19 protein-coding genes and 1 CRISPR repeat array (1 of these 20 cut by a window edge) are annotated in these 25,839 nt (G+C 30.7%); of the genes, 16 read left to right on the top strand and 3 right to left on the bottom strand.

What is annotated here, in order from left to right; genetic code table 11:
• Positions 1-629: 629 nt before the first annotated feature.
• The 3 genes from ACJDT4_RS16755 to ACJDT4_RS16745 all read left to right on the top strand — a co-directional run bounded on the left by ACJDT4_RS16755 (position 630) and on the right by ACJDT4_RS16745 (position 3,846).
• Complete coding sequence (locus ACJDT4_RS16755; protein ID WP_406788733.1) at positions 630-911, top strand: ArsR/SmtB family transcription factor; 282 nt, start codon at positions 630-632, stop codon at positions 909-911.
• Between the two features lie 160 nt (positions 912-1,071).
• Positions 1,072-3,504 carry a DsrE/DsrF/DrsH-like family protein gene (locus ACJDT4_RS16750; protein WP_406788769.1) on the top strand — a complete coding sequence of 811 codons (2,433 nt, stop codon included), beginning with the start codon at positions 1,072-1,074 and terminating at the stop codon, positions 3,502-3,504.
• Between the two features lie 21 nt (positions 3,505-3,525).
• Positions 3,526-3,846, top strand: coding sequence for a rhodanese-like domain-containing protein (locus ACJDT4_RS16745; RefSeq protein WP_406788732.1), 321 nt, complete (start codon positions 3,526-3,528; stop codon positions 3,844-3,846).
• Between the two features lie 604 nt (positions 3,847-4,450).
• On the opposite strand, the gene ACJDT4_RS16740 is transcribed toward ACJDT4_RS16745, so the two are convergent.
• Positions 4,451-7,123: a sigma-54-dependent transcriptional regulator gene (locus ACJDT4_RS16740; protein WP_406788731.1), complete on the bottom strand. Its 2,673-nt coding sequence runs from the start codon at positions 7,121-7,123 to the stop codon at positions 4,451-4,453.
• 257 nt (positions 7,124-7,380) lie between these two features.
• On the opposite strand from ACJDT4_RS16740, the gene ACJDT4_RS16735 reads away from it, so the two are divergent.
• The 9 genes from ACJDT4_RS16735 (at position 7,381) to ACJDT4_RS16695 (ending at position 16,138) form a co-directional block, all read left to right on the top strand.
• A complete protein-coding gene (locus tag ACJDT4_RS16735) occupies positions 7,381-7,707 on the top strand; it encodes a PTS lactose/cellobiose transporter subunit IIA (protein WP_406788730.1) in 327 nt (108 codons plus the stop codon).
• Positions 7,708-7,726: 19 nt separating this feature from the next.
• Positions 7,727-8,044 carry a PTS sugar transporter subunit IIB gene (locus tag ACJDT4_RS16730; RefSeq protein ID WP_406788729.1) on the top strand — a complete coding sequence of 106 codons (318 nt, stop codon included), beginning with the start codon at positions 7,727-7,729 and terminating at the stop codon, positions 8,042-8,044.
• A 21-nt stretch (positions 8,045-8,065) separates the two neighbouring features.
• On the top strand, positions 8,066-9,469 hold the full coding sequence (locus ACJDT4_RS16725) for a glycoside hydrolase family 1 protein (RefSeq protein WP_406788728.1): 1,404 nt from the start codon (positions 8,066-8,068) through the stop codon (positions 9,467-9,469).
• A gap of 247 nt (positions 9,470-9,716) precedes the next feature.
• The gene (locus tag ACJDT4_RS16720; RefSeq protein ID WP_406788727.1) at positions 9,717-11,108 is read left to right on the top strand and encodes a PTS sugar transporter subunit IIC; all 1,392 of its coding nucleotides are present in this window, start codon (positions 9,717-9,719) and stop codon (positions 11,106-11,108) included.
• 443 nt (positions 11,109-11,551) lie between these two features.
• Positions 11,552-11,839, top strand: a complete 288-nt coding sequence (locus ACJDT4_RS16715) for a hypothetical protein (protein ID WP_406788726.1) — start codon at positions 11,552-11,554, stop codon at positions 11,837-11,839.
• Positions 11,840-12,237: 398 nt separating this feature from the next.
• Entirely contained in the window at positions 12,238-12,885 is a 648-nt protein-coding gene (locus tag ACJDT4_RS16710; RefSeq protein ID WP_406788725.1) for an HAD family hydrolase, read from the top strand.
• A 510-nt stretch (positions 12,886-13,395) separates the two neighbouring features.
• Positions 13,396-13,755 (top strand): hypothetical protein, encoded by a 360-nt coding sequence (locus ACJDT4_RS16705; protein ID WP_406788724.1) that lies wholly within the window; start codon positions 13,396-13,398, stop codon positions 13,753-13,755.
• A 358-nt stretch (positions 13,756-14,113) separates the two neighbouring features.
• Complete coding sequence (locus ACJDT4_RS16700; RefSeq protein ID WP_406788723.1) at positions 14,114-14,839, top strand: hypothetical protein; 726 nt, start codon at positions 14,114-14,116, stop codon at positions 14,837-14,839.
• Between the two features lie 75 nt (positions 14,840-14,914).
• Positions 14,915-16,138 (top strand): DUF5105 domain-containing protein, encoded by a 1,224-nt coding sequence (locus ACJDT4_RS16695; RefSeq protein WP_406788722.1) that lies wholly within the window; start codon positions 14,915-14,917, stop codon positions 16,136-16,138.
• A gap of 333 nt (positions 16,139-16,471) precedes the next feature.
• Here ACJDT4_RS16695 and ACJDT4_RS16690 read toward each other — a convergent pair whose 3' ends face one another.
• Together ACJDT4_RS16690 and ACJDT4_RS16685 are read right to left on the bottom strand one after the other, a co-directional pair.
• On the bottom strand, positions 16,472-17,827 hold the full coding sequence (locus tag ACJDT4_RS16690) for a 6-phospho-beta-glucosidase (RefSeq protein ID WP_406788721.1): 1,356 nt from the start codon (positions 17,825-17,827) through the stop codon (positions 16,472-16,474).
• 177 nt (positions 17,828-18,004) lie between these two features.
• Entirely contained in the window at positions 18,005-18,826 is an 822-nt protein-coding gene (locus ACJDT4_RS16685; protein ID WP_406788720.1) for a MurR/RpiR family transcriptional regulator, read from the bottom strand.
• 162 nt (positions 18,827-18,988) lie between these two features.
• Here ACJDT4_RS16685 and ACJDT4_RS16680 point away from each other — a divergent pair, with 162 nt between their 5' ends.
• From ACJDT4_RS16680 to ACJDT4_RS16665, 4 genes are all read left to right on the top strand, one after another.
• On the top strand, positions 18,989-19,438 hold the full coding sequence (locus tag ACJDT4_RS16680) for a LytTR family DNA-binding domain-containing protein (RefSeq protein WP_406788719.1): 450 nt from the start codon (positions 18,989-18,991) through the stop codon (positions 19,436-19,438).
• 2 nt (positions 19,439-19,440) lie between these two features.
• Positions 19,441-19,866, top strand: coding sequence for a DUF3021 domain-containing protein (locus ACJDT4_RS16675; RefSeq protein WP_406788718.1), 426 nt, complete (start codon positions 19,441-19,443; stop codon positions 19,864-19,866).
• 96 nt (positions 19,867-19,962) lie between these two features.
• Entirely contained in the window at positions 19,963-21,120 is a 1,158-nt protein-coding gene (locus ACJDT4_RS16670; RefSeq protein WP_406788717.1) for a GDSL-type esterase/lipase family protein, read from the top strand.
• 65 nt (positions 21,121-21,185) lie between these two features.
• Positions 21,186-22,124, top strand: a complete 939-nt coding sequence (locus ACJDT4_RS16665) for a helix-turn-helix transcriptional regulator (RefSeq protein ID WP_406788716.1) — start codon at positions 21,186-21,188, stop codon at positions 22,122-22,124.
• A gap of 363 nt (positions 22,125-22,487) precedes the next feature.
• Positions 22,488-25,839: direct repeats of the CRISPR family, unit length 29 nt; unit sequence GTTTTATAAGAACTATGTGGTATGTAAAT (it continues 400 nt past the right edge of the window).

Below are 25,839 nucleotides of genomic sequence, written 5' to 3'. Positions count from 1 at the left end.
TGGGCATAAGCCCGTGTGATTCTTGAACAAAATGTTATGTTCTCTCTATAATCCGTTTCCCTACGAAAAATACACTGTAAACGAGGTTATGCAGTAAAAATAGTGATAAATTATTCAAACTGTGCGCTACAAAGATTTATGGAAAAATTCCGTAGGTACGGAGGAATTTTTGAGGCCACTGAAAAAGTCTTCATATTTTTTGTGCAAATTAATTGGGAAAATAAGTAAGGCGCTAGGAGGCCTTCTAATAGTCTTCCAACAACTTTTTAGACATAAATGACCTGCAAAAATATACAGATATATCTAAATTAGTAATGTTTTTTAGTTTTTCAGTGACCTCGAATTTTTTCCTTGCACTACCGTGATTGTGAAGTAATAATGCTGAAGGAACGATTTAAAAAAATTCTAATAAATCTTGGTTCAAAAATTGTAAAATACTAAGATATTTCAATCTGTCTGAGCGATAGCGAGTTATTGAAATATCTTAGTTATTTTATGATTTTTGAACCTTAGATTTATAGGATTTTTTTAACGCGACGAAACATTATTAATTCACAACTTTTTACTTGACACATATATTTGCATATCGTAATATATAAATATATTAATAAACAGAAGAGGTAAAAACTATGGAAAAGGATTATTCAAAATATAATAATGCAGCTGAACTTTTGAAAGTTCTTGCACATCCTGTTAGACTTTGTATAGTTGCAGGACTTTTACAAAATGGCGAATGTAATGTTATGCATATGACAGATTGCCTTAATTGTCCTCAATCAACTATTTCTCAGCACCTTCAGAAGCTAAGAACAGCAGGAATTATTGAAGGAACTAGAAATGGAACAGAGATTATATACAGAGTTTGTAATAAAAAAGTTGAAGAGTTAATGAAAGTTCTTTATACCGATTAATTGAATTTATATGTATCACATAAAAGCGCACTTTACTTGTTAACCGTTTAATGGAAACTTTAAAGCTGTGCTTAAAGTATATATTTATTTATCTTAATATACGAATATATAGATTTTTATGATGGAATTGAAGAAAATATTAGTTAAAGAAAGGAGTTAAATTATGAAAAAGGTTTTAATAGTTGGTGGGGTTGCGGGAGGAGCGTCTGCTGCGGCTAGGCTTAGAAGACTAGATGAAACGGCAGAAATTATAATGTTTGAGAAAGACGAATATATTTCCTTTGCAAATTGTGGTCTTCCTTATCATATAGGTGAAGCTATAAAGGAAAGAGAAAAATTAATTGTCCAAACCCCGGAAAGCATGAAAAATAGATTTAATATAGATGTTAGAAATAACAGCGAGGTACTTAAAGTAGATACAAAGAATAAAAAAGTTAAGGTTAAAAGCAAAGATAAGGGAACGTATGAAGAAAATTATGATTATCTTATTTTGTCACCTGGTGCAAGAGCTTTAAGGCCACCAATCGAGGGGATTCAAAGTGATAAAATAATGACGCTTAGAAATATTCCCGATATGGATAAGATAAAAGAGAAGGTTGACAGTAAAAAAATAAAAAATGCCGTAGTTATTGGTGGCGGTTTTGTAGGAGTTGAGGTTGCAGAAAACCTGAAAGAAAGAGGAATTGATGTAACTCTTATTGAAGCAGCACCGCATATTTTAGCACCTTTTGATACAGATATGGTTGTTATGGCAGAAAAGGAACTTAATGATAATGGTGTAAATTTAATTTTAGGTGATGGAGTAAAATCATTTAAGGATAATGAAGATTATGTTGAGATAACTCTTGGAAGTGGAAAAGCTGTAAGGACAGAAATTGTAGTATTAGCAATTGGAGTAGCACCAGAAACTTCATTCCTTAAAGGTTCTGGAATTGAATTTGGTCCTAAAGAGCACATAATTGTAAATGATAGGCTGCAAACTAATATAGAAAGTGTATTTGCAGTTGGTGATGCTGTAGAGGTGGTGGATTTTGTAAATGGTCAAAAAACAGCAATTCCTCTTGCTGGGCCTGCAAATAAGCAAGGAAGAATAGCAGCAGATAATGTTTGTGGATTAAATTCATCATTTAAAGGTTCACAGGGAACAGCGGTTATAAAGGTATTTGGACTTACAGCAGCAAGCACTGGAAATAATGAGAGAACCTTAAAAAGACTTAATATACCTTATAAAACGGTTGTAGTTCATCCAGCATCTCATGCATCGTATTATCCTGGAAGTTCTCCTATTTCATTAAAATTAATATTTGATGAAAAGGGAAAAATACTTGGAGCTCAGGCAGTAGGTTACGGTGGTGTTGAGAAAAGAATAGATGTAATAGCAACGGCAATAAGATTTAAGGGCAGTGTTTATGATTTAGCTGAACTTGAACTTTCCTATGCACCTCCATATTCCTCTGCAAAAGATCCAGTAAATATGGCGGGTTTTGCAGCAGAAAATGTTTTGACTGGAAGGGCAGAGGTTGTAACTTCAACTGAATTTTTAGAAAGCAATAAAGAAAATTCCATGGTTGTAGATGTTAGAACAGAACTTGAATTTAGTAATGGACACATAAATGGAGCTGTAAATATTCCTGTAGATGATTTAAGGCAAAGATTAAATGAACTTGATAAGAATAAAGAAATAATAGTTTATTGCCAAGTTGGACTTAGAGGATATGTTGCTCAGAGGATTTTAATGCAAAATGGATTTAAGGTTAAGAATGTTACTGGAGGGTACAAATCTATATCAGCACTTAATTTTAAACCTTCAAATAAAAATAATGATGAAAGTTATGAAAGGGAAGCAGCAATGGACACAGAAAAATATACTAAAGTACTTGATGCCTGCGGGCTATGCTGTCCTGGACCTCTTATGAGTGTAAAGGAAGCTATAGATAATTTGAAAAATGGTGAAGTTTTAAAAGTTAATGCATCAGATCCTGGATTTTATGAGGATATAAAGGCATGGTGCAAGAGAACAGGAAATCAGCTTTTAAGCCTTGATAAGGATAAAGCTATTATTACAGCTGTTATACAGAAATCTTCGCAAGGTTCTATGACTCAAAATCAAACAGTAGTAGTTAAAGATAACAAAACTATGGTAGTTTTCAGCGGTGATCTAGATAAGGCTATAGCATCATTTATTATAGCAAATGGAGCAGCATCCATGGGTAAAAAAGTAACTATGTTCTTTACCTTCTGGGGACTTAATATTTTGAGAAGGCCAGAAAAAGTAAGTGTACAAAAAGGCTTTATGGATAAAATGTTTGGAATGATGATGCCAAGAGGAAGTAAAAAGCTTAAACTTTCTAAAATGAACATGATGGGCATGGGCTCTAAAATGATAAGAAAGGTTATGAAGGATAAAAATATAACTTCTCTTGAGGATTTAATTAAAGCTGCAATAGAGAGTGGCGTAGAAATAGTTGCCTGCCAGATGTCGATGGATGTTATGGGAATAAAAAAAGAGGAATTAATCGATGGTGTTAAAATAGGAGGTGTTGGTTATTACCTTGGTGAGGCAGAGGATTCTAATGTAAATTTATTTATATAGATTAACAAAGGAGGAATTGTTGTGTTTTTATTCTTAAATAAAAATAAATTTAAATCAATAGATGTAAGTGAACTAGATAATTTGAGAGGAAATATAACTTTAATAGATATTAGGGAGCCAGAGGAATACAAGGTAGGGCATGTTCCAGGTGCTAAAAATGCTCCGATGAATTCCGTAACTCAAAATCCGGAAAAGTACCTCGATAAGTCAAAGGAGTATTATATAATATGTCAATCTGGTATGAGAAGTCAAAAGACCTGCAGCAAGCTATCAGATATGGGGTTTAACGTAGTGAATGTTAAGGGTGGAACTGGTTCTTACAGAGGAGAACTACAAAAATAAAGTACAGAGGACAGAGGACAATGAAGGTTGATTTATCTTCCTTTCGTCAGATAAATCTTAAAATATATAAAAACACAGTATGATGCTTGGCTATCTGAATAAACGAAACGATAGATAATGTCAATTCAAAGTATGGAACTCAGCTTTGCAAGGAACTTAAGAAAAACAAAGTAAGCTGCGCAGAGATAATAAATTATGCCTATGATGAGCTTAACAAAATATGTGAAGTAGGTACACATTACAGGATATCAAATAAGATTAATAAGATGTATGTCACAAAAATTTAATTGTTTGCAAAGATTTGCACCTAAAATTCCGTAGGAACGGAGGAATTTTTTCCTTGCACCACTGTGGGAGCGAAATAGCAATGCTGAAGGAACAGTTTAAAAAAATTCTAATAAATCTCGGTAAAAAAATCATAAAATACTTAGATATTTCAATTGTTTGAGCACTTTTTAAGCGAGTTATTGAAATATCTTAGGATTTTATGATTTTTTTTACCTTAGATTTATAGAATTTATTATTAAAAGTACTTTTATCTTATTCTAGAAGGATAATGGGATTACATCCCAAACCCCACGTATGTGTATGCGACGAAGCATTGCTATTTCGTATTATTCATAAATTCGAGAAAAAAGTCCGTTATATAGCAAAGCTCGCTTTCAGATATTTTTATATAGTATTTGTTGTATAAAAATAAATAATTTTCTTTTATTATGTTGTATAAGACTTTATTATTTTCTATGAATTCTTCTTTATCAGGATATTCTACAGCTTCTTGTCCTTTTTTTAATCTACTTATTGAAAAAGCTATATGAAGTATAAGCCCAATGAAAGAATCATCGTCCAGCTTTATTTTAAGTTTGTTTTCTATAGAGTTAATAAATTGAGTTATATCAACATAAAGTTCGTTCCCATCAAGGTTATCTATATTTTCTTTTAGTATGGAGGACATTTTTTGTACCACAGACTTTGTGTCTATAAGCTGCTGTAATTCATCCATTACCTTCATGCATAAAACATCGTGCATATTGTATTGTTTTATATTCAAATCTATTGGAAAAGAGGATACAATAAATAAAATTTCTCTGTCCTTTTGGAGCTTAATAAGCTGATTTTTAAAATGGTTCTTATCTAAACAGTTTAATGACATTATCTCAAATAAATCCTTGTCATATTTGAGATTAGATTTTAAAAAGTTTTTAATTGCAAGAGAACCTCCTTCACCTGTTAGACAAGCAGTTATAATAATGCTTTTTTTATTTTTTACATTAGAATAGCTAGCTGGAGTTTCCATATGCTCATATGAATTAACTGATAGTATATCGCTGTAGATTTCATCTATAGAAAGTCCTAATAGAGATTTTCTTGCTGCTTCTATTGCGTGCAGGGTTGAAGCAAGTGGATAAACCTTTACAGGAATTTTAAATTCGCTTTCTATTATTTCGCCAAAGGTAGTTAGAGAACCCATATCAACAAGAAGTATGTATCCACTGGTAGTAAAATTATTTTTAACTGTAGTCTTTAATTTCTCAAGCACTACAGAAGGGTTTACATCTAAAGGACAATCTATACCTATTACGGAGTTTTCTTCAAGGAGGTCGTTAGCTACTTCGGCAATGGAGGTAGCAGTAGATTTTCCATGGGCAATAATTATAATGTTTACCTTATCTTTAATTTTCTTGGATACCTTATCGTCATTGACTAAGAACAAGGTTAGATATCCTGCCTCATCATCTGGAATTAAGTGGTGAACGTATTCTTCAATTTGCTTTTTAATATTTAAGGCTATGCTGTATTCACTTGGATATAAGTTTTTTATCTTATTAAGTTCAGGATTTACTATGGTCTTGTTACTATATATCCTTGTTATAAGTGTATTTATATGTAGAGCTAAGGCTGTATAGATATTGTTACTTATGTTTCTTTTTAATGAAGTTACAATTTGATAAACCGCCTTATCGATAAAATTTAGATTTTCCTCACCTATTATGTTTAGGAGATTTTTTCTGTTAATCTCTTCAGATACTCTGCTTATGTATTTTGTGAAATATTTAGTTATATCTTTCTCAAGAATATTTTCTATATCTATATCTGATATACCTTTGTATTTTAATTTCTCAAGTTTTTGCTCTATAAATTCATATATGGTATTATTGGCTTTGTTATTTGGTTTTTCTGAGCTGTCATCTTTACTGGAAAATTTAAAAAATTCAATTTCCTCACCCATTAATTTATTCCATAAAATTCTATGTTCTTTTTCTTTATAAAGTCCTTCTTTAATGTATAATGGGAGGCTTGAACTATTTATTCTTACATCGGATTTTGTATTTGTGAGAAATTCTGAATAGGCTCTTGCACAAAGGAGCTGCACGTCGCTTTTTAACTGGCCAACATTATTAGGACAATTATATGATAAAAGTGCTCTCATAGTATTTAAGGATACAGAAATATTTCTGTTTAATTTTTTGCTTTCGTTTTTGAAAAAGGTTTTTATTAGGTAAAGTCTTTCTTCAAGTGTTCTTTCGCTGAGAGAAGGAATTGTAATAAGCATAGGAATTCTTCTGGTAAAGGTCTTAAGTAAAGCTGAGTTTGGATTTTCGGTTGTAGCGGATATTATAAGAACATTGGACTTTCGTATTTCATCATCCCCCATCCTTCTAAAGGTCCCCTTATCTAAAAATGTAAAAAGAGCTTCTTGACCTTCAGGTGGCAGTCGGTGAACCTCATCAAGAAATAGAATACCTCCATTTGCTTTTTCTATGAGTCCTATTTTGTCAGCATCTGCACCAGTGTAGGCTCCCTTTTTTACTCCAAAAAGCTGTGAGGTTAAAAGTTGAGGATTATTTGTATAATCTGCACAGTTAAACACTATAAAGGGAGATTTTTTATCTTTTATACCCATTTCAATAGCATATTCATGCATTAATGAGGCAAACATGGATTTTCCTACACCTGTAGCTCCAAGTATTAAACAGTTCATGCCGTTTGGAGGATAGAGAATAGCTGCCTTTAATTGTTCAACAGCTTGTTTTAAACTTATGTTATTTGTTATGAGGGCATCTAGTTTAGATTTATTGATATTAGTGTTTGAAACGTAAAATAAAACTGGTCTTCCAGAACCTTTGAAAACCTTTCCATCCTTGCACAAATTATTTAGTTCGTGGCTTACATTTGCTCTAGTCATATTCAGCATATCCGCAAGACTTTGAGCATCAATGCCTTTACCGCTAGGCAGGTCTAATAATTTATTGTAGATGTACTCTTTTTTAGTCATGATATCACCCCTATACTTAACATTATAATAGCTAAATTATAAATCAATATTGTAAATAATTCAACTTTTGCTAAAAGATGTGTTTAAACACTTTATAAATTACATAATACACTTACAAAAAACTTAAACACTATATTTTTTTTATTATATATTGCTGAATAATAGTGGTTTTAATGTTTATGTTAGTGTTTGGCACAGTATTTGCTATAAAATATATTGGCATAAAAAATATACCGTAACTATGAGGGGGTTAAAATATGGATATAGAACAAATAGTAATGAACATAATAATATATTCAGGTGATGCTAGAGGTTACTTATATGAAGCACTTAATAGTGCAAAGGAAGGAAAATACGATGAAATAGAACCTTTAATTGAAAAAGCAAATGATGCTATTGGAAAGGCTCATGATATTCAAACCACAATGTTACAGCAGGAAGCTAGTGGAGAGCCTTTAAAGGTTTCAGTATTATTTGTACATTCTCAAGATCATCTTATGACAACGATATCTGAGAAAAATATGATTATGGAAATGATTGAAATGAGAAAGCTTATAAATTCTTTATCAGATAAATTAAAATAAATTATATGGAGGAGATATTATGATAAGAATTTTATTATTTTGTAGTGCTGGTATGTCAACAAGTATGTTAGTTACAAAAATGAAAAAGGCTGCAAAAGCAAAGAATATTGAGGATGTTGAAATTGATGCACTTCCACAGGCACAGATGATAAACCATGCAGGTGATGCAGATGTAGTTTTGCTTGGACCTCAGATTAAATTTATGCTACCAAAAGCAAAGGGAATATTTGATCCAAAGGGAATTCCAGTAAGTGTAATCGATTCGGCAGATTATGGAATGCTCAATGGAGAAAAAGTATTAGAAGCTGCTTTGAAGATGGCAAAAAAGGCAAGCTAACATAAAACAAGGAGGATAAAAATGAAATTTCCAAAAGATTTTTTCTTAGGTGCTGCTTCGGCTGCATATCAAGTAGAAGGAGCATGGAATGAAGATGGAAAAGGAATCAGTAATTGGGACTTGTTCACAAAGATACCTGGTAAAACTTTTGAAGGAACAAATGGAGATGTGGCTGTAGATCATTATCACAGATACAAAGAGGACATAAAGCTTATGGCAGAAATGGGACTTGATTCTTACAGATTTTCAGTTTCATGGGCAAGAATAATACCGGATGGTGATGGTGAAGTTAATAAAAAAGGAATTGAATTTTATAACAACTTAATTAATGAGTGTTTGAAATATGGTATAGTTCCTTTTGTTACATTATACCACTGGGACATGCCAAATGTTTTAGAAGAAAAAGGTGGATGGACAAATAAACACACGGTAGATGCTTTTGTTAAATATGCAAAAACTTGCTTTGAAGCTTTTGGAGACAGGGTAAAGCATTGGATTACTTTTAATGAAACAATAGTTTTTTGCCAGAAAGGATATTTAACAGGATCACATCCACCAGGCATAATAAATGATGTAAAGAAATATTTTGAGGCAACACATAATGTTTTTACTGCACATGCAAAATCAGTGCTTGAATACAAAAAACTTAGACAATTTGGAGAAATAGGAATTACTCATGTATTTTCACCAGCCTTTAGTGTAGACGATAATAAAGAAAATGTGGCTGCAGCCTATCACGCAAATCAATATGAGATTGCATGGTATTACGATCCTATTTTAAAGGGAACCTATCCTAAATATGTGCTTGATCAGTTAAAGGAAAACAACTGGACACCAGCTTGGACTGAAGAAGAGTTAAACATATTACGGGAAGCTGCGCCTAAAAATGATTTTATAGGTCTTAATTATTACCAACCTCAAAGAGTAATTAAAAATACTGTGGATGCAGAGGAACATGCCAAAGCTCATTGTGACGGGGCACCAGGTAATGCTTCTTTTGATGGTGCGTACAGAACAGTTTCCATGAAGGATAAAGTATATACGAAATGGGGCTGGGAGATTGCGCCAGATGCACTCGTAGAAGGCTTAAGACTTTTAAAATCAGAATATGGTGACATTAAATTATACATTACTGAAAACGGTTTGGGAGATGCTGATCCTATAATTGAAGATGAAGTAATGGATGTACCTAGAATAAAATTTATTGAAACTCATTTAAAGGCAGTAAAAAAGGCTATTTCTGAGGGGATAAACCTTAAAGGCTACTATGCATGGTCTGTAATAGATCTTTTAAGCTGGCTTAATGGATATAAAAAGCAATATGGTTTTATATATGTAGACCATAAAAATAATTTAGAAAGAAAAAAGAAACTTTCCTTCTATTGGTATAAAAAAGTAATAGAAGAAAGAGGAGAAAATATTTAACACTTGCTTATAAGGGAAACTTCATGTTTTTTATATGTAATTATTTATAATTTAAAATAGATGGAGTATTCCTTAATTAAAGATAAGCCACCTTGAAACTTGAAATTTATTTGTACCAAAATGCGTATTCTGGGCATTTTGGTGCACATGAATTTCAATAGTTAAAGCGGTTTATCTATATATATAAACATAACTATACTCAGGTTATGTAAGGTTCTAAAAAATCAATTAAGGGGGAATTAAAAAAATGAGTAGTAAAGTTGATACCATTCAAGAAAAACTTATACCTGGCGTAATGAAATTTGCCAACTCAAAAATCATTATGGCAATAAAGGATGGAGTTATCCTTGCAATGCCACTTACAGTTATTGGTTCTATATTTCTTTTAATACAAAATCTACCACTACCTAATCATGCTTGGGATAAGTTTATGACAAGTACATTTGGAGCAAATTGGGGACTTCCGTTTAATCAAGTTAATGGAGCAACATTTAAAATACTTGCTTTAGTATTTGTATTTGGAATAGCTTCGCAGTATGCAAAAAATGAAGGCTGTGATCCGGTTTCGTCTGGAATACTTGGAATTGTATGTTTTATAATTCTTTCACCACAATATTTAGCTCTTGATAAGGGTGTTGCAGTTGGTTCTCTTAAACTTAAAGAAGCAACTCATTTTACTGTAGACAGTGGTGTTCTTCCTTTAGATTGGATGTCTAGTAAAGGTCTTATAATGGCTATGTTTGTAGGATTAATTGTTGGATATGTATATTCTATATTTATTAAGAGGGATATTGTAATACACATGCCTGAAAGTGTACCACAGGGTGTTGCTAATGCCTTTTCTGCACTTATTCCAGCAACAGTACTTATATGTGGATCTTTTGTTCTATTTATCTTATTCCACTTAGCTACAGCAGCAACTGCATCTGAATGGGTATACAAAGTACTTCAAATTCCAATGCAGGGTATAACAGATTCATTTGGTGGTGCAATTGCGATACCATTTATTATATGTTTCTTCTGGTGGTTTGGTGTTCATGGTGCAACTCTTATTGGAGGCGTTATGAGTGCTATATATCAGGCAAATTGTCAATCAAACCAAGCTCTTATAGATAAAGGAGTTAAATTAATAACTTCTGGTGCAGGCAAAAATGCACATATAGTAGCTCAACAGTTCCAAGACAACTTTATTACAATGACTGGTTCAGGAATCACAATAGGTCTTGTTCTAGCAATGGTCTTGTTTGGAAAATCTCAAAGATTCAAGACACTTGGAAAACTTGCATTAGTTCCAGGCTTATTCAATATAAATGAACCAATATTATTTGGTCTTCCAATAGTGTTAAATCCATTTATGTTTGTACCATTTATATTAGTGCCTGTAATTGCTGGTGTACTTACTTATGTTTCTATATATACTGGTTTAGTTCCTCCATTTACCAATGTTCAAGCTCCTTGGACAACGCCTCCTATCATATCAGGATTTTTAGTTGCTGGTTGGCGAGGCGCATTGCTACAAATAGTAATATTGTTAATTGCAACAGTGATTTATTTACCATTCTTTAAAGCACAAGATAGAATATACGTTAAGGAAGAACAACAATCAATAGAGACAACAGACAACGGCATTGATATGTAAACAACTGGGGGTTTGGGCGTTAGCCCATGTGATTTGAGAACCCTAAATCAGTCCTCATTACAATAAGGGCAAATTTATAAATAATAGTCTCTTTAAAGCTGGGGGTTTGGGCGTTATTTTGAGAAGATATTAATATAGTTCTAGAAGGATAATGGGCTGACGCCCAAGCCTCATGCAAGTTTATGTGATTTGAGAACCACAAATCAGTCCTCATTACAATAAGGGCAAATTTTATAAATAATAGTCTCTTTAAAGCTGGGGGTTTGGGCGTTATTTTGAGAAGATATTAATATAGTTCTAGAAGGATAATGGGCTGACGCCCAAGCCCCATGCAAGTTTATGTGATTTGAGAACCGCAAATCAGTCCTCACTGAAAATGAAGAGTAATGTAAAATGAAATTTCTATTTGAATAACAACTAAAAACAACGAAAAGAGGGATAAGATGGCTAAGAAAATATTTAAATTAAGTATTACAGGAAAGCCAGAAGATTTTAATATAGATTATAAGTCCTCCACAAATTTCGGAGTAAACTTTAGTGCATGCGGTTATGAAGGAACCGAACAAGAAAAATATGATAAGTTTTATGAAGATCTTAAAACAAATGGAGATATTCAACCTGTAAATATTAAAGTTAATATGACAACACAGTCAACTGGAAGAGTTCTTCCAAAAACTGAAATATTCAAAATAACGAAGGTTGAAGACTTTATAAAAAGATTGGCAAGATAGCAATATATTAAAATAATAGTTATGTAACCATTACAAACCTCAAAAAAATATCTGTACCAAAGTGCTAATACTGTGGCATTTTGATGCAGATATTTTTTGTTTGGTGTATAATTAAAAAGCACTTATAGATGAATAACGTGAAAGATTTAAATTATCAAGTTGTCTATCTAAAGGTAAAACACTCTGAAAATTGAAGTTTATTTGCACCCAAATGCTGTCTTATGGGCATTATAGTGCACATGAATTTCAATAGTTGAAACGTTTACCTATAGTGAAACTAGTTAAACTACAAACTATTTATGCACCATAATTCTTTGAAAATTGGTATTTTCAAATATAAATAGTTTAAGTTTCGCAGTAGTGTTTCACTATATAAATATAAGAAAGGTGATGAGCGAATGATAAAAGCAGTAATATTTGATATGGATGGTGTAATAATAGATAGTGAACCAATACATTTAGAGTTTGCTATGGAGCTTTTTAAAAAACTTGGAGTAATTATGAGTAATGAGGAGTATAGCAAATTTATAGGAACAACATCGCAGTATATGTGGGATACTATAAAAAAGAAATATAATCTCAATAATAAAGTGGAAGAGTTAATTGAAATGGAGAGGAATGGTTTTTTCGAATTCTTATCGTCTCCAGATATGACAATAAAGCCAATAGAATATATACCAGAGCTTTTGAAAGCTTTGCACGAAAATAATTATAAAGTAGCATTAGCATCCTCTTCTCCTATAAGAGTTATAGAGTTTATAATAAACAGCTTTAAAATAAGAGATTATTTTGATGAGATAGTTACAGGGGACTTTGTTAAAAGAAGTAAACCAGAGCCAGATATATTTTTATATGCAGCAGAAAAGCTTGGTGTTTTACCACAAGAATGTGCTGTTATAGAGGATTCACATAATGGGGTTTTGGCAGCTAAAAGAGCAGGTATGAAGTGTATAGCCTATAGAAATTTAAACTCTGGGAACCAAGATATATCTAAAGCTGATAGAATTATAAACGCATTTAATGAGTTAGATATCAACAATCTATAGATAAACTGCCTCAAGTATTGAAATTGATGTTTAAGAAGTTAAGGGTTTTAATTAGTAATGTGAATTGAAACCCTTATCGTATTTTGCTCTAAATTCCAATATAAGTTGTTTGATACTTGAAATTTTAGTAAATGTACCTTTTACTGTGCCTAATGTTTTATTGACATAAGTAAAGGACATTTTTTTTATTTTTGTATCATATTATTTGGAGATATTCAATATATTTTTCAATATGGGAAAAAATATGCAAAATGTACTTGTTTTCATATGATAAAATCACAAATATTACTTAAATTTTAATTGAATTAAAAAAAGTATTAAATAAATATTGACGGTTTATGAATTTAATGTTAAGATTTTTAGGTATGATATTTATAAAAAAGTTAAATATACCAAAATGTATATTTAATGGAGGGGGAGAATATATGAGAAATATTAAAAAAAAGTCTTGGAATGATAGTTATATTACTATTAATTCCAGCAATGTTAATCGGTTGTGGTGGACCTAAGGTGAAAGCTGATGAATCAGCAAAGATACTATTTAACTTTTTCATAAAAGGTGATAAAAGTGATGTATCAAAAATAATATCGGATCAAAGTGATATAAATAAAGCAGCAAAAGCAGAAAAAGATGAATTTACAAAGATTTTTAAAGATGGATTTGTAAAACAAAATTTGATAATAAACGATAGTCAATGTGATAGAATATATGCAGCATATCAAAATGCTTTAAAGAAGGTTACAGTAACAACAAAGTCATCTGATGAATCAAAAACAGCAACAGTTAGTATTAAGACAACATATATAGAATTACCTTCTATTGCTCAAAAGGCACAAAGTGATGCACTTGCGAAAGTACAAGCTATGTAGCTTACAGATGTAATTAAGGTAAGACAAGAATTTGCAAAAGCTTATATAGATGAACTTGAAAAAGATTTAAATGCTGCCAAGCCAACAACTGCAACTAAGGAAAAATCTTTTAAATTTGTTTTAAAGGGTAACAATTGGCTTCCAGAGGACAGTTTTGAATATGGAAAAGATGTTGGAACTATGGTTTCTGGACAATAATTTAGAATAACTTCTTACAATAAAAGAGGGAAACATTGATAATTATTTAATTTGTAATTTATGAAGATTACGGTTGAATAATTTTTAGTGGAACATCCTCTTTTTAATTTGCGTATTATGAATTTTGTTAAGTTTATCTAATTTACTAAGGGGAGAAAGTATGAAAAGTATAAAAAAGAGCATTGGAATGTTAGTAGTATTACTATTAATTCCAGCAGTATTAATTGGATGTGGTGGTCCAAAAATAAAAGCTGATGAGTCAGCAAAAATATTATTTAACTTTTTTGTAAAAGGTGATAAAAGTGATATATCTAAAATAGCATTAAATCAAAGTACAATAAGTAAATTGAAAAAATCAGAAAAAAGTCGATTTAATGGGCAACTTTTAAATTATTCGTTTTCAAAGGGAAATATAATGGTTGATGTTGATGAGTGTAATAGAATATACGTAGCATATAAAAATTCATTAAAACATATTACATTAACATCAAAAGTAGTATCTTCAGATTCAAAAACATCAACTGTTAGTGTTAAGACAAACTATATAGATTTACCAGCCATTGAAGAAAACGCACAGAAGGATGCAGCAGCCAAGGTTAAATCAATGGGACTTACAAATAACACAAACCATACGGATTTATCAGCCAGTGAACAAAATGATGCACTTGCGAAGATTAAATCAATGGGGATTGAAAACACTCTTAAGGAAAAACAAGAACTTGAAAAGGCTTATATAGACGAGCTTGAAAAAGATTTAAATGCTGCTAAGCCAGGAACTGCAACCAAAGAAAAAACTTTTAAATTTGTTTTAAAAGATAATAACTGGCTTCCAGAAGATAGTTCTGATTATGTGGAACAAATAGAAGATATGGTTTCTAATCAATAAAGAATTAAGACTGTTGCAATATTTTTAACTATTAGTGTAATAGTCTTGGTTTTACACAATAGGAGGTATATAGGAATGAAGAAACGTATAGGAATTGTGGTAATCATGCTTTTGATTCCTGCAATGTTAATTGGGTGTAAACCTAAAGTTGCGGCAGATGAATCCGCAAAGATTTTAGCTGATTTTGCTATAAAGAATAATAGTTCAGAAATAAGCAAGCTAGGTGACACAAAGAGTGATATATATTTATCAATGGAAAAACAAAAAAATGAATTTAAAAAAGGTTTTAAAGAAAGCTTTGAGAAATCATCTGGCATGACTATAGATGATGAAAAAGTTGATGAATTTTATAAAGCTTATGTTAATGCAATGAAGAAAATAACCATAACAACAAATAAAATTTCTGAAAATGGTAAAACAGCTAAGGTAAATGTTAAAGTAACATATATAGATTTGAAGTCAATTGTTTTTGCTGGTGTAAATAAAATGTTGGATTTGGAGAATAGCGGCAAAGGTGAAAGCGAATTGGTTGACGATTATATGGATAATATAGTAAAGGGCCTAAAAGATGCTAAACCATCTACGAAGACCAAAGAAGCAACTTTTAACTTTATAATAAAGGATAATATCTGGATTCCAGAGGATGCACATGGATATTTTAAGAAAATTTCAGATTTATCTTTAGGTGATCTTGAAACAGAGTTAAATAAGTTAAAAATTGATCCTGATAAATCAGCCACAATGCTATTTAATTTTTATATAAAAGGTGATAGAACAGGATCTGCTAAAGAATTTGCAGAATTAACTGGTAAGGATTATAGCGATAAAATAGAAAAAATGAGACAAGAAGCATTTAAGAATTCCTTTAGAAGTACTTTTACGGAACAAGGAATGACTATAAGTGATGATGATTGTAATAAAATTTATTCTGCATATCAAAATGCAATAAAAAGTATTACAGCAACATCAACCAAGCTCTCTCAGAGCGGAAATGCTCCTGGAAATACCGCTGTAGTTAGTGTTAAAGCAAATTACATTGATATTGCAGGTGTTTCTAAAACAGCAGGTTCAGAGGCAGTTTCAGATATTAAAGCAATGGGCTTAACAGACGAGGGCCAAGCAAAAAGTGAATTTGTAAAGTCATTTGTAAATCATCTTCAAAAAGATTTAAATGCTGCAAAACCAGGAACTGAAACAAAAGAAAAAACTTTTACATTTGTTTTAAAAGGTTTCATGTGGATGCCAGTAGATAGTCGTGATTTTGGAAATCAAATTGAAAGTATGATTTCAGGACAGTAAGAAAAATGCGAAGGAATAATGCTTTGTCGCGTTAAAAAAGTCCTATAAATCTAAGGTTCAAAAATCATAAAATACTAAGATATTTCAATAACTCGCTGAAAAAATGCTCAGACAATTGAAATATCTAAGTATTTTACAATTTTTGAGCCAAGATTTATTAGGACTTTTTTAAATCGTTCCTTCAGTATTGTTCCTTCGCCCTCATGGTAATTCGAGGAAAAAATTCCTCCGTATCTACGGAATTTTAGGTATGAATCTTTGCAATGAAGTAATCTTTTCATAACTAAAGTAAGGTAATAGCGCTGAAGAAGCAATTTAAAAAGTGCTATTACCTTATTGTGTAAGCTCTTTCTCGAGTTCTGCAATTTTATCTGCAAACTGAGGTAGATGTTTCTTGTGGGCAATTAGCATTTCGTCTAATAATTGTTTAGCAATTTGGCCGCTGGGTACTAATGGGTTAACTATAAATGCATGGAGTGCTTTGTTGTAATCACCAGTAACAGCGGCTTTTATAACCGTTTCTTCCATACCCTTCATGAGCTGAAGTAAAGCTCTTGGTGCGGAATCAAACTTGCCCCAGTTTAATGGTACAGGACCATTTGAAGTGATAACTGCAGACACTTCAACAATTGAATCGTATGGCAAGTCCGAAATAGTTCCATTATTTTGAGTGCTTACGACCATTTGAGTCTGCTTGTTATTGTATATAGAATTTATAATTTCGCAGGCAGCATCAGAATAGTAAGTTCCACCACGTTTTGTTAGTTGTTCTGGTTTGTAGTTTAAATTAGGATCTTTATATAATTCAAATAATTCAGCTTCTATGCGTTTAACATTTTCTGCTCTTGTTTCACCCTTCTCAAATTCTTTAAGCTCATTCTTTAACATGTCATCTGTAATGTAGTAGTAGCGATGATAGGAGCATGGTAAAATTCCAAGATCTTTTATTTGTTCATAAAGCATTGGAATGTCCTTTATGTTTTCCATACCTTTCAATTTCTTAGTACTGGATGGATTATAAACAGCTTCTATAACCTCAGAGGTTCTTTCAATGCCATTTTTATCCCATACGCGGTGCCAGTGAAAATGGTTTAAACCTGCAAACTTAAAATTTAAATCCTCTATTGGGATATCTAAGGCTTCACTTGCCATCATTATATAACGTATAGGTACATTACATAATCCAACTGTTTTGCTCCATCCTCCATATTTAATGGCAGCTTCAGTAATCATGCCTGATGGATTAGTGAAATTTATAAGCCAAGCATTTGGACATAATTCTTTCATATCATTAATAATATCAAGTATAACAGGAACAGTTCTAAAAGCTTTAAACATACCTCCAGCACCATTTGTTTCTTGACCAATTATTCCATGACTTAGAGGAATTCTTTCATCCTTAATACGCGCATCAAGAAGTCCAACTCTAAATTGAGTTGTTACGAAATCTGCATCCTTTAAAGCTTCACGACGATCTAAAGTTAAATGAACCTCACAAGGGTAACCAGAGGCTTTCCACATACGCTTTGCCATAGCACCTACGATTTCTAATTTCTCTCTTCCCTCTTCGATGTCAACTAACCATATTTCTGTTAGAGGAAGCTCCTTATAACGTTTTATAAAACCCTCCATTAGTTCTGGAGTGTAGCTGCTGCCACCACCAATTGTAACAATTTTTAACTTTTTCATAAGTGTTATTCCTCCTTTTTAGTTGGAAGCACAGGGTATTATAGTGAAACTAGCTCTGCTTCCACTTAAAGATAATTCATAATTTGATAATAACAGATAATGAAAAAGAGGAGCCCTTCATCCTGCAATGGATTTTTTCATATTTTGAAAATATTAATGAATTTTGAAGTGCATAAGTTAATTAAAATTAGATAGCTCATCCTTGTAGTAGGTTAAATAGTATCTATTTAAAAGCAGTTCTATAAAAATCATGAGCTTGTAACGTCCACCTTTGGATGAATCGTTATTTCCCATAAATAAAATCTCATCAAACATATTACACAATCTTACCCTAGGATTTTGAGTAATTAAAACTAACTTTTTGTTATTTGCTTTTAATTTTATAATAATGTCTCTGGAGGATTCTATAAAGTTACCGTCTACTGAGAAAAATAGTGACAGTTCATTTTCATAGTCATCAGTACTTAAATTGGCATTAGTAAGGTCATAGTATTTGGAACATTTACCTAAAGAAAGCATGGATAATTGATAGAACTTGGCAAGAGAGCCTGGAAGCAAAAATGCATATAAGGATATGGAATTAGCATTATAAATCAGTTCATTTATTTTATCTATTTTTTTAAAATCAACATTGTTTTTTAAACCTTGAAGTGAGGTGCAAATATCGTCTATATAATTATTTAGAATATCATTGTCGTGTAACATATCAAATTTCATATGCTCAATATTGTCGTTCATATTCATAAATCTGTACAGTTTATAAGATTGAGAGTATTCTTTTAACTCGATAAAATTTTTGAAGCCAAGCAGTCTAACAAATCTTGAAACTGTGGAAATGGAGGTGAAAGAAATAGCTGCAAACTTTTCAATAGTCATATGCTTGAAATTTTCCAAGTTTTCAATAAGATTTTTAGATAATATTTTGTACGTATTGTTGTAGTCTGAACCATTTAGTATTCTTTGCAATTTTAAATATAATTCACTATTGAAATTTTTCATAGAAACCTCCATGTGTTATGTAAATTCTTAATATAATTATATTTTATCATATTACTCTATTTTTAAAGCATCTTAGTATAAAAAATACTACCACTTATTCTGCTTTTATGGTTTTGAAATTATTTGCGATATATAATTTAATTATTGAGAGGGGGATAAGCATTGAAGGTTGATTTAAAAATAGATTCTGAATTTAATGAGAGTAAGCTTATTATAGAGTCACCAGAAATGACAGAAGAAATAGAGGCTGTTTTGAAATTTTTAAAGCATGTGGCAAAAAGGCATATCATAGGTAGTAAGGATGAAAAAATGTATATTCTTGATCCTGATAACATATTCTTTTTTTACAGTGAAAACAAAAAGATAATAGCTCAAACTAGAGATACTTCATATGAGGTCAAAGAAAAGTTATATGAACTTGAAGAAGAATTTGAAAACACATCTTTTATAAGAATATCAAAATCGGTTATTGCTAATGTAGACAAGATTAAGAATTTGGAGATGTTCTTCAATGGAACTATGTGCGTTAATTTTATTAATGGGAAACAGGAATATGTGTCTAGAAAATATGTAACAAAGATAAAGCAGTATTTGAGTATTGGAGGTAAGTAGATATGAATTATTTTAAGGAAGTATTAAAAAGGGGAACTATGGGAATTAGCGTGGGAGTTTCTATATCAGCGGTAGTATTTTGCATAATGGCTTTTGAAATTGATATAAACGGTAGTGTAGCAGTAAAGCCAATTGTGAATGATTTTTTAATTTCAGCTGTACTTGGATTTTTGTTGGCATCATCATCAGTTATATTTAATGTAGAAGGATGGAGTTTTTTAAAGAAAACTATTCTTCATTTTATAACAATTGTAACTGCGTTTTCTATAGCATCCGTTTTAGGAGATTGGATGCCAGAAGGGGTAGTCCCAAAGTTAGTATATGCATTGATTTTTATAACGCTTTATGTTGTTATGTGGTGTTCTTATAAAATTTATTGGAAATTAAAAATAAATGAAATTAACTCAAAACTTCAAAGAAAAAAATAATTATTCATGCAAAATTTTTTTATGATAATTGATTTTTAAACTTCAATGTGTAATCATGAAGATATTAAGTATTTATATACTGGAGGAATAGGAAAAATGGATAATGGAGAATGGATTGCAAGCTGGAGCTATAGGATGGTTGATCTTGAATGTGACCCAATGGAGGTTGAAAACGAAACTCAACACATGATTATTAAGAATAATATTGAAGGTGAAAAAGTAAGACTGCTATTATCAAATGAATGTGGCAGACAAACTTTAAAAATAGAAGAAGCCTTTATAGCGCTATCAAAGGATGGAAAAAACGTAGATAATAAAAATTGTGTTCCAGTAACCTTTGAAGCTTCAAAAACAATTGAATTACTGCCTGGAAAAATACTGTATAGTGATCCAGTAGAGCTCAAGGTTCCAGTTGGACAAGATATAGTAATTTCCATGTATGTTAAGGATAAAGTTAAGGTTGATTGTATAGGCAGCATGCAATCTAGAATTTTAACTAAAACCATAATAAAAGAGGGAAATACCTGTAAAACGGAATGTATAGAATATACGGACGAGGATATGAGAGAAGCTTTTTATGCATTGGCACGAATCGAAATCTTTACTAAGAATAAAGTGAGAAGAATAGTTGCTTTTGGGGATTCTATTACAAATCATTCACATTGGGACAGTGAACTTGGAAGGCTTTTATATGAAAAATACCCTGGAAAAGTTGCAATTATAAACAGGGGGATTTCAGGCAATAGAATACTTCATGATGCTTCACGTTGTGGTGGATGCCTGGGGCTCTTTGGAGAAGCTGGAATTTCTAGATTTGAAAAAGATGTTTTTGAATCAAATAAAGCAGAGGTTGTAATAGTACTAGAAGGTGTTAATGATCTCATCCATCCCGGTTATGATGCTGATATAAGTGAGAAGGTAACTGGAGCTGAAATGATAGAGGGATTAAAAAAATATGTGAAAATTTCACATAAGCATGATGCAAAAATTTTTCTTTGTACAATACTTCCATTTAATGGCTTTATGGACCGTTTTACGGAAGAGATGGAGCAGAAAAGGCAGGAAGTGAATGAGTGGATAAGGACAAATAATTTTGCTGATGGATACTTTGATTTTTCAGACTACGTAAAGGATGACAGCGATGAAACTAAGATGAAAGAAGAGTACGACTGCGGCGATCATCTTCATCCAAATGCAGCAGGTGGAAAGAAAATTGCAGGAGAGATGGATTTAAAAAAGTTAGTGGAAGATTAATAAATAAATTATAGACTAAAATGAAGCGGTTGTTCATTTTTATAAAAAAATAAAGAGTGATGACAATGAGTAAATTTTCAAATTTATTAAAGATGATAATACTCTTAAGAAGTAATGGCAAGATGAAAATTTCTGATATTTCAAGAGAACTTGAAGTTGACGAGAGAATGGTTAGAAAATACAAAAAAGATTTAGAATTAGCTCATGTATACATTAAATCGACAACGGGAAGTAACGGAGGATATTCACTAGAAGGATATGATCATTTATTAAACCTTGATATAGATGAAGATGAATATTCTGCACTAAGTATTGCTAATAGTGAACTTAGGCAATCTAATTTTATATATTTAGATGAAATAAATTCACTTACAGATAAAATAATGGTAGCTAAAAAAATAAAGGACAAGCAAATAAATGATGTTGAGTATTTTATAAAATCAGATGTATCAATAGAGCAAGATAAGAAAAAATTATTGGATGTGCACAAAGCTATTATAACTAAATCTAAAATAAGAATAAGATATTTTGCTTTAAGTTCAGGCGAAAGTAATAGAATTATTCACCCATATGCACTTATAAATTATAGAAATGCTATTTATGTCGCTGCATATTGTGAAAAAAGAAATAGTATTAGGGATTTTAAAATATCAAGAATGCTTGAATACGAGGTGCTTTCTGAAAAGTTTATTTTCCCAAAGAATTTTTCCCTTAAGGAATATATGAAAAACAATTTTGGCATATATAGAGATGGGATATATGAATTGAAGCTTCACATTTTTTATCCTATGTCATACATAGTAAGTGAAAAAATGTGGGTTAACAATCAAAAAATAACCTGGAAGAATGATAAATCCATAATATTTGAGGCAACTATGGAAGGCAAAACTGAAATTATAAGTTGGATACTTAGTATGGGAAGCAAGGTTAAAGTTTTGGCGCCAGAGGAACTTAAATTAAAGATTAAGGATGAAGCTGAAAGCATAAAGGAATATTATAAATAAATTAAAAGATTGAATTTTCAATACCATATTCATTCTGATAAACTAGAAGTTGACTTAGAGTATAATTGATAGGGTACAGTAAAGGTGTAAGTATACACTTTAAGCTTAATGTTTTATTAGTACACAAAATATAGTGGTAGACGGGTTGAATACTATGTTTAACTATTGCATAAGCATTAAATTTTGCAGTGAACCTCATTTTTTGAGAAATAGCGTTAAGAGCTTGATATTGAAGCCATAAAGTGACTTTGTTATAATATTAACATGCACTACTGGAGGTTCACTGCAAATGAATGTGATTTTATAACTTTATGGAGCCATAAAAGTGAGGAAAAATGGGGATTTAGAGTTTTTGGAATTTTGGTTTTATAAGAACTATGTGGTATGTAAATGATTCTTGTGAATTTGATATTAATACAATGCAATTCGTTTTATAAGAACTATGTGGTATGTAAATGCGACAGCCCACGAAGGGTTGTTGGCTTTATGATTTGTTTTATAAGAACTATGTGGTATGTAAATATTAATTATAGATGATTTAGGAACCGAACCGGACAAGTTTTATAAGAACTATGTGGTATGTAAATTTCATATGGATTAATTTAAATAAAGGTGAAGTTATGGTTTTATAAGAACTATGTGGTATGTAAATTTTTAATAACCTCCAAAAGTTTTATATCTACTTGACAGTTTTATAAGAACTATGTGGTATGTAAATTCTTTCATTGCCCATTCTTTTAAACGTTTTTCAATTTGTTTTATAAGAACTATGTGGTATGTAAATATTGTATAACCATCTTCAAATTGAATATTCCATAAAGGTTTTATAAGAACTATGTGGTATGTAAATATATGAAGGTCTGATAATATATATAATTCCAAGTCTTGTTTTATAAGAACTATGTGGTATGTAAATTCACAATATATTCACTGTTGTTGCATTGCGAACTTAGTTTTATAAGAACTATGTGGTATGTAAATATGTCCTGTACTTGAATTGCTGTTTGCTCCTTTTCTGTTTTATAAGAACTATGTGGTATGTAAATCGAATTTGCTCATATGTATTATTGGGAACATGGAAAGTTTTATAAGAACTATGTGGTATGTAAATTCTTTTATTTATATTATATCACAAACAATATAAATAGGTTTTATAAGAACTATGTGGTATGTAAATGTTGAATTAAATACTCTAAATCTTCCATATGTCTTAAGTTTTATAAGAACTATGTGGTATGTAAATATCGCTAATTACTTAGCAAGAATCATGCCAAACCAGTTTTATAAGAACTATGTGGTATGTAAATTGTTTAGATATACAATTAAAAGATATAAATTTTAGATGTTTTATAAGAACTATGTGGTATGTAAATGTAAACTACATTAAAACCGATTATAGAGCCATATAAGTTTTATAAGAACTATGTGGTATGTAAATTCTTCACATTTTGCAAAGAATTTTATTCCTTGTCCTTGTTTTATAAGAACTATGTGGTATGTAAATTTTAATCGAACTCTATAAGGTTCAACTATATATTTAGTTTTATAAGAACTATGTGGTATGTAAATCCGGATCATCAAACGAATCAATAATTTTATACATAAAGTTTTATAAGAACTATGTGGTATGTAAATTTCATGGAATTTATGAGGGGAGGAAAACAGAGTGTCTGTTTTATAAGAACTATGTGGTATGTAAATTAATTTTTTATTCATTTCCCATTCCTCCTATATAGGTTTTATAAGAACTATGTGGTATGTAAATGAACTTATAGTTTCATACAATGCTTCTTGTAATACATGTTTTATAAGAACTATGTGGTATGTAAATCCTAAATAGATTCTAAAACAAGTTTATTATCTAAGTGTTTTATAAGAACTATGTGGTATGTAAATATTAATGCTACTGCTGCTGCTACAACCCAAGTCCAAGTTTTATAAGAACTATGTGGTATGTAAATGTAATTCACTTAATCCAAAGTTTTTTATTGCTGATTGGTTTTATAAGAACTATGTGGTATGTAAATTCTGTTGCATCTATTCTTATTACTACAACCTTGTTTGGTTTTATAAGAACTATGTGGTATGTAAATGACTATAAGAATAAAGATTTTTGGGAAATAATGTGCAAGTTTTATAAGAACTATGTGGTATGTAAATGACGAGTTAAAAGAATGGATTAAGATAGATTATGGGGTTTTATAAGAACTATGTGGTATGTAAATAAAGAAGCTAAAAAATTTATAAAAAAAGAAGCTGTAGGTTTTATAAGAACTATGTGGTATGTAAATCAAACTCAATACCTACTGCTGTTAAATCTGTAGTAACGTTTTATAAGAACTATGTGGTATGTAAATGAAGATGTTGTTGAAAAAATAAAACCTACTGATACGTTTTATAAGAACTATGTGGTATGTAAATTTGTGCTTTAATATCTTTTATCTTTAGAAATATCCTTGTTTTATAAGAACTATGTGGTATGTAAATATTAAAGCTAATTCAAATTTCTTTAATCAGCATATAGGTTTTATAAGAACTATGTGGTATGTAAATACAGTTAGTCAAGCGGATCCTAGATTTTGGGTAGTAAGTTTTATAAGAACTATGTGGTATGTAAATATATGAAATGTGCAATTCTTTTAGACTTTTTATCAAGTTTTATAAGAACTATGTGGTATGTAAATTTATTGCGGCTATTGGGGAGATAGCAAGGAAAGACGTTTTATAAGAACTATGTGGTATGTAAATTTTATCTGGCTTGCTCCATATGTATTCAACCACGTTGTTTTATAAGAACTATGTGGTATGTAAATGATTAACAGAATTACCAAATAAAACTATTAAAGCTTTGTTTTATAAGAACTATGTGGTATGTAAATTGGAAAACTTCATCCATTGTAAAATGCATAAAAGAAGGTTTTATAAGAACTATGTGGTATGTAAATGAAGGTGTAAATTTATCCAACATAGGTAAATTAAGTTTTATAAGAACTATGTGGTATGTAAATCAATTAATACATTCTTTCATATATACCCTCCTATATGTTTTATAAGAACTATGTGGTATGTAAATATGAATGAGCAAGCAACTATTTCTAGTGTAAAATCGTTTTATAAGAACTATGTGGTATGTAAATATGCCTAATGGAAACTTAAATGTTAGAAAAATGATTGTTTTATAAGAACTATGTGGTATGTAAATGTTTATGTTCTTTTTCAAGCAATTTAGTTGCATACTTGGTTTTATAAGAACTATGTGGTATGTAAATTATATCATGTCAAATAAAAGGACATAAAGCGGACATATTTTATAAGAACTATGTGGTATGTAAATTCAATATTGTGAATTCCAGCAAATTCATTCGTATTAGTTTTATAAGAACTATGTGGTATGTAAATTTATAATCTTTTAATCTCTGTAAAATAACCTTGCTTGTTTTATAAGAACTATGTGGTATGTAAATTAATTTGAATATCTAAAAGATTTCTTATTCTTTCACGTTTTATAAGAACTATGTGGTATGTAAATTAAAGAGCGTAGTAATCCATAGCGATTTGTAGTTGTGTTTTATAAGAACTATGTGGTATGTAAATAAAGTTTACTTAATTCAGCAACAACTGATTCATATGTTTTATAAGAACTATGTGGTATGTAAATAATAAAGAAATAGCTGTTAAGAAAACAATTAAAAAAGGTTTTATAAGAACTATGCGG

This window comes from Clostridium neuense, assembly GCF_045310695.1.
Lineage (GTDB): Bacteria > Bacillota > Clostridia > Clostridiales > Clostridiaceae > Clostridium_S > Clostridium_S neuense.
This window is presented reverse-complemented; position numbering and strand designations above follow the sequence as displayed.

Coding starts and splice junctions, on each gene's coding strand:
- ACJDT4_RS16670 (WP_406788717.1), top strand. CDS start 19,963: ATGGATAATGGAGAATGGATTGCAAGCTGGAGCTATAGGATGGTTGAT.
- ACJDT4_RS16700 (WP_406788723.1), top strand. CDS start 14,114: ATGAAAAGTATAAAAAAGAGCATTGGAATGTTAGTAGTATTACTATTA.
- ACJDT4_RS16665 (WP_406788716.1), top strand. CDS start 21,186: ATGAGTAAATTTTCAAATTTATTAAAGATGATAATACTCTTAAGAAGT.
- ACJDT4_RS16735 (WP_406788730.1), top strand. CDS start 7,381: ATGGATATAGAACAAATAGTAATGAACATAATAATATATTCAGGTGAT.
- ACJDT4_RS16730 (WP_406788729.1), top strand. CDS start 7,727: ATGATAAGAATTTTATTATTTTGTAGTGCTGGTATGTCAACAAGTATG.
- ACJDT4_RS16695 (WP_406788722.1), top strand. CDS start 14,915: ATGAAGAAACGTATAGGAATTGTGGTAATCATGCTTTTGATTCCTGCA.
- ACJDT4_RS16725 (WP_406788728.1), top strand. CDS start 8,066: ATGAAATTTCCAAAAGATTTTTTCTTAGGTGCTGCTTCGGCTGCATAT.
- ACJDT4_RS16715 (WP_406788726.1), top strand. CDS start 11,552: ATGGCTAAGAAAATATTTAAATTAAGTATTACAGGAAAGCCAGAAGAT.
- ACJDT4_RS16720 (WP_406788727.1), top strand. CDS start 9,717: ATGAGTAGTAAAGTTGATACCATTCAAGAAAAACTTATACCTGGCGTA.
- ACJDT4_RS16685 (WP_406788720.1), bottom strand. CDS start 18,826: ATGAAAAATTTCAATAGTGAATTATATTTAAAATTGCAAAGAATACTA.
- ACJDT4_RS16740 (WP_406788731.1), bottom strand. CDS start 7,123: ATGACTAAAAAAGAGTACATCTACAATAAATTATTAGACCTGCCTAGC.
- ACJDT4_RS16710 (WP_406788725.1), top strand. CDS start 12,238: ATGATAAAAGCAGTAATATTTGATATGGATGGTGTAATAATAGATAGT.
- ACJDT4_RS16675 (WP_406788718.1), top strand. CDS start 19,441: ATGAATTATTTTAAGGAAGTATTAAAAAGGGGAACTATGGGAATTAGC.
- ACJDT4_RS16755 (WP_406788733.1), top strand. CDS start 630: ATGGAAAAGGATTATTCAAAATATAATAATGCAGCTGAACTTTTGAAA.
- ACJDT4_RS16690 (WP_406788721.1), bottom strand. CDS start 17,827: ATGAAAAAGTTAAAAATTGTTACAATTGGTGGTGGCAGCAGCTACACT.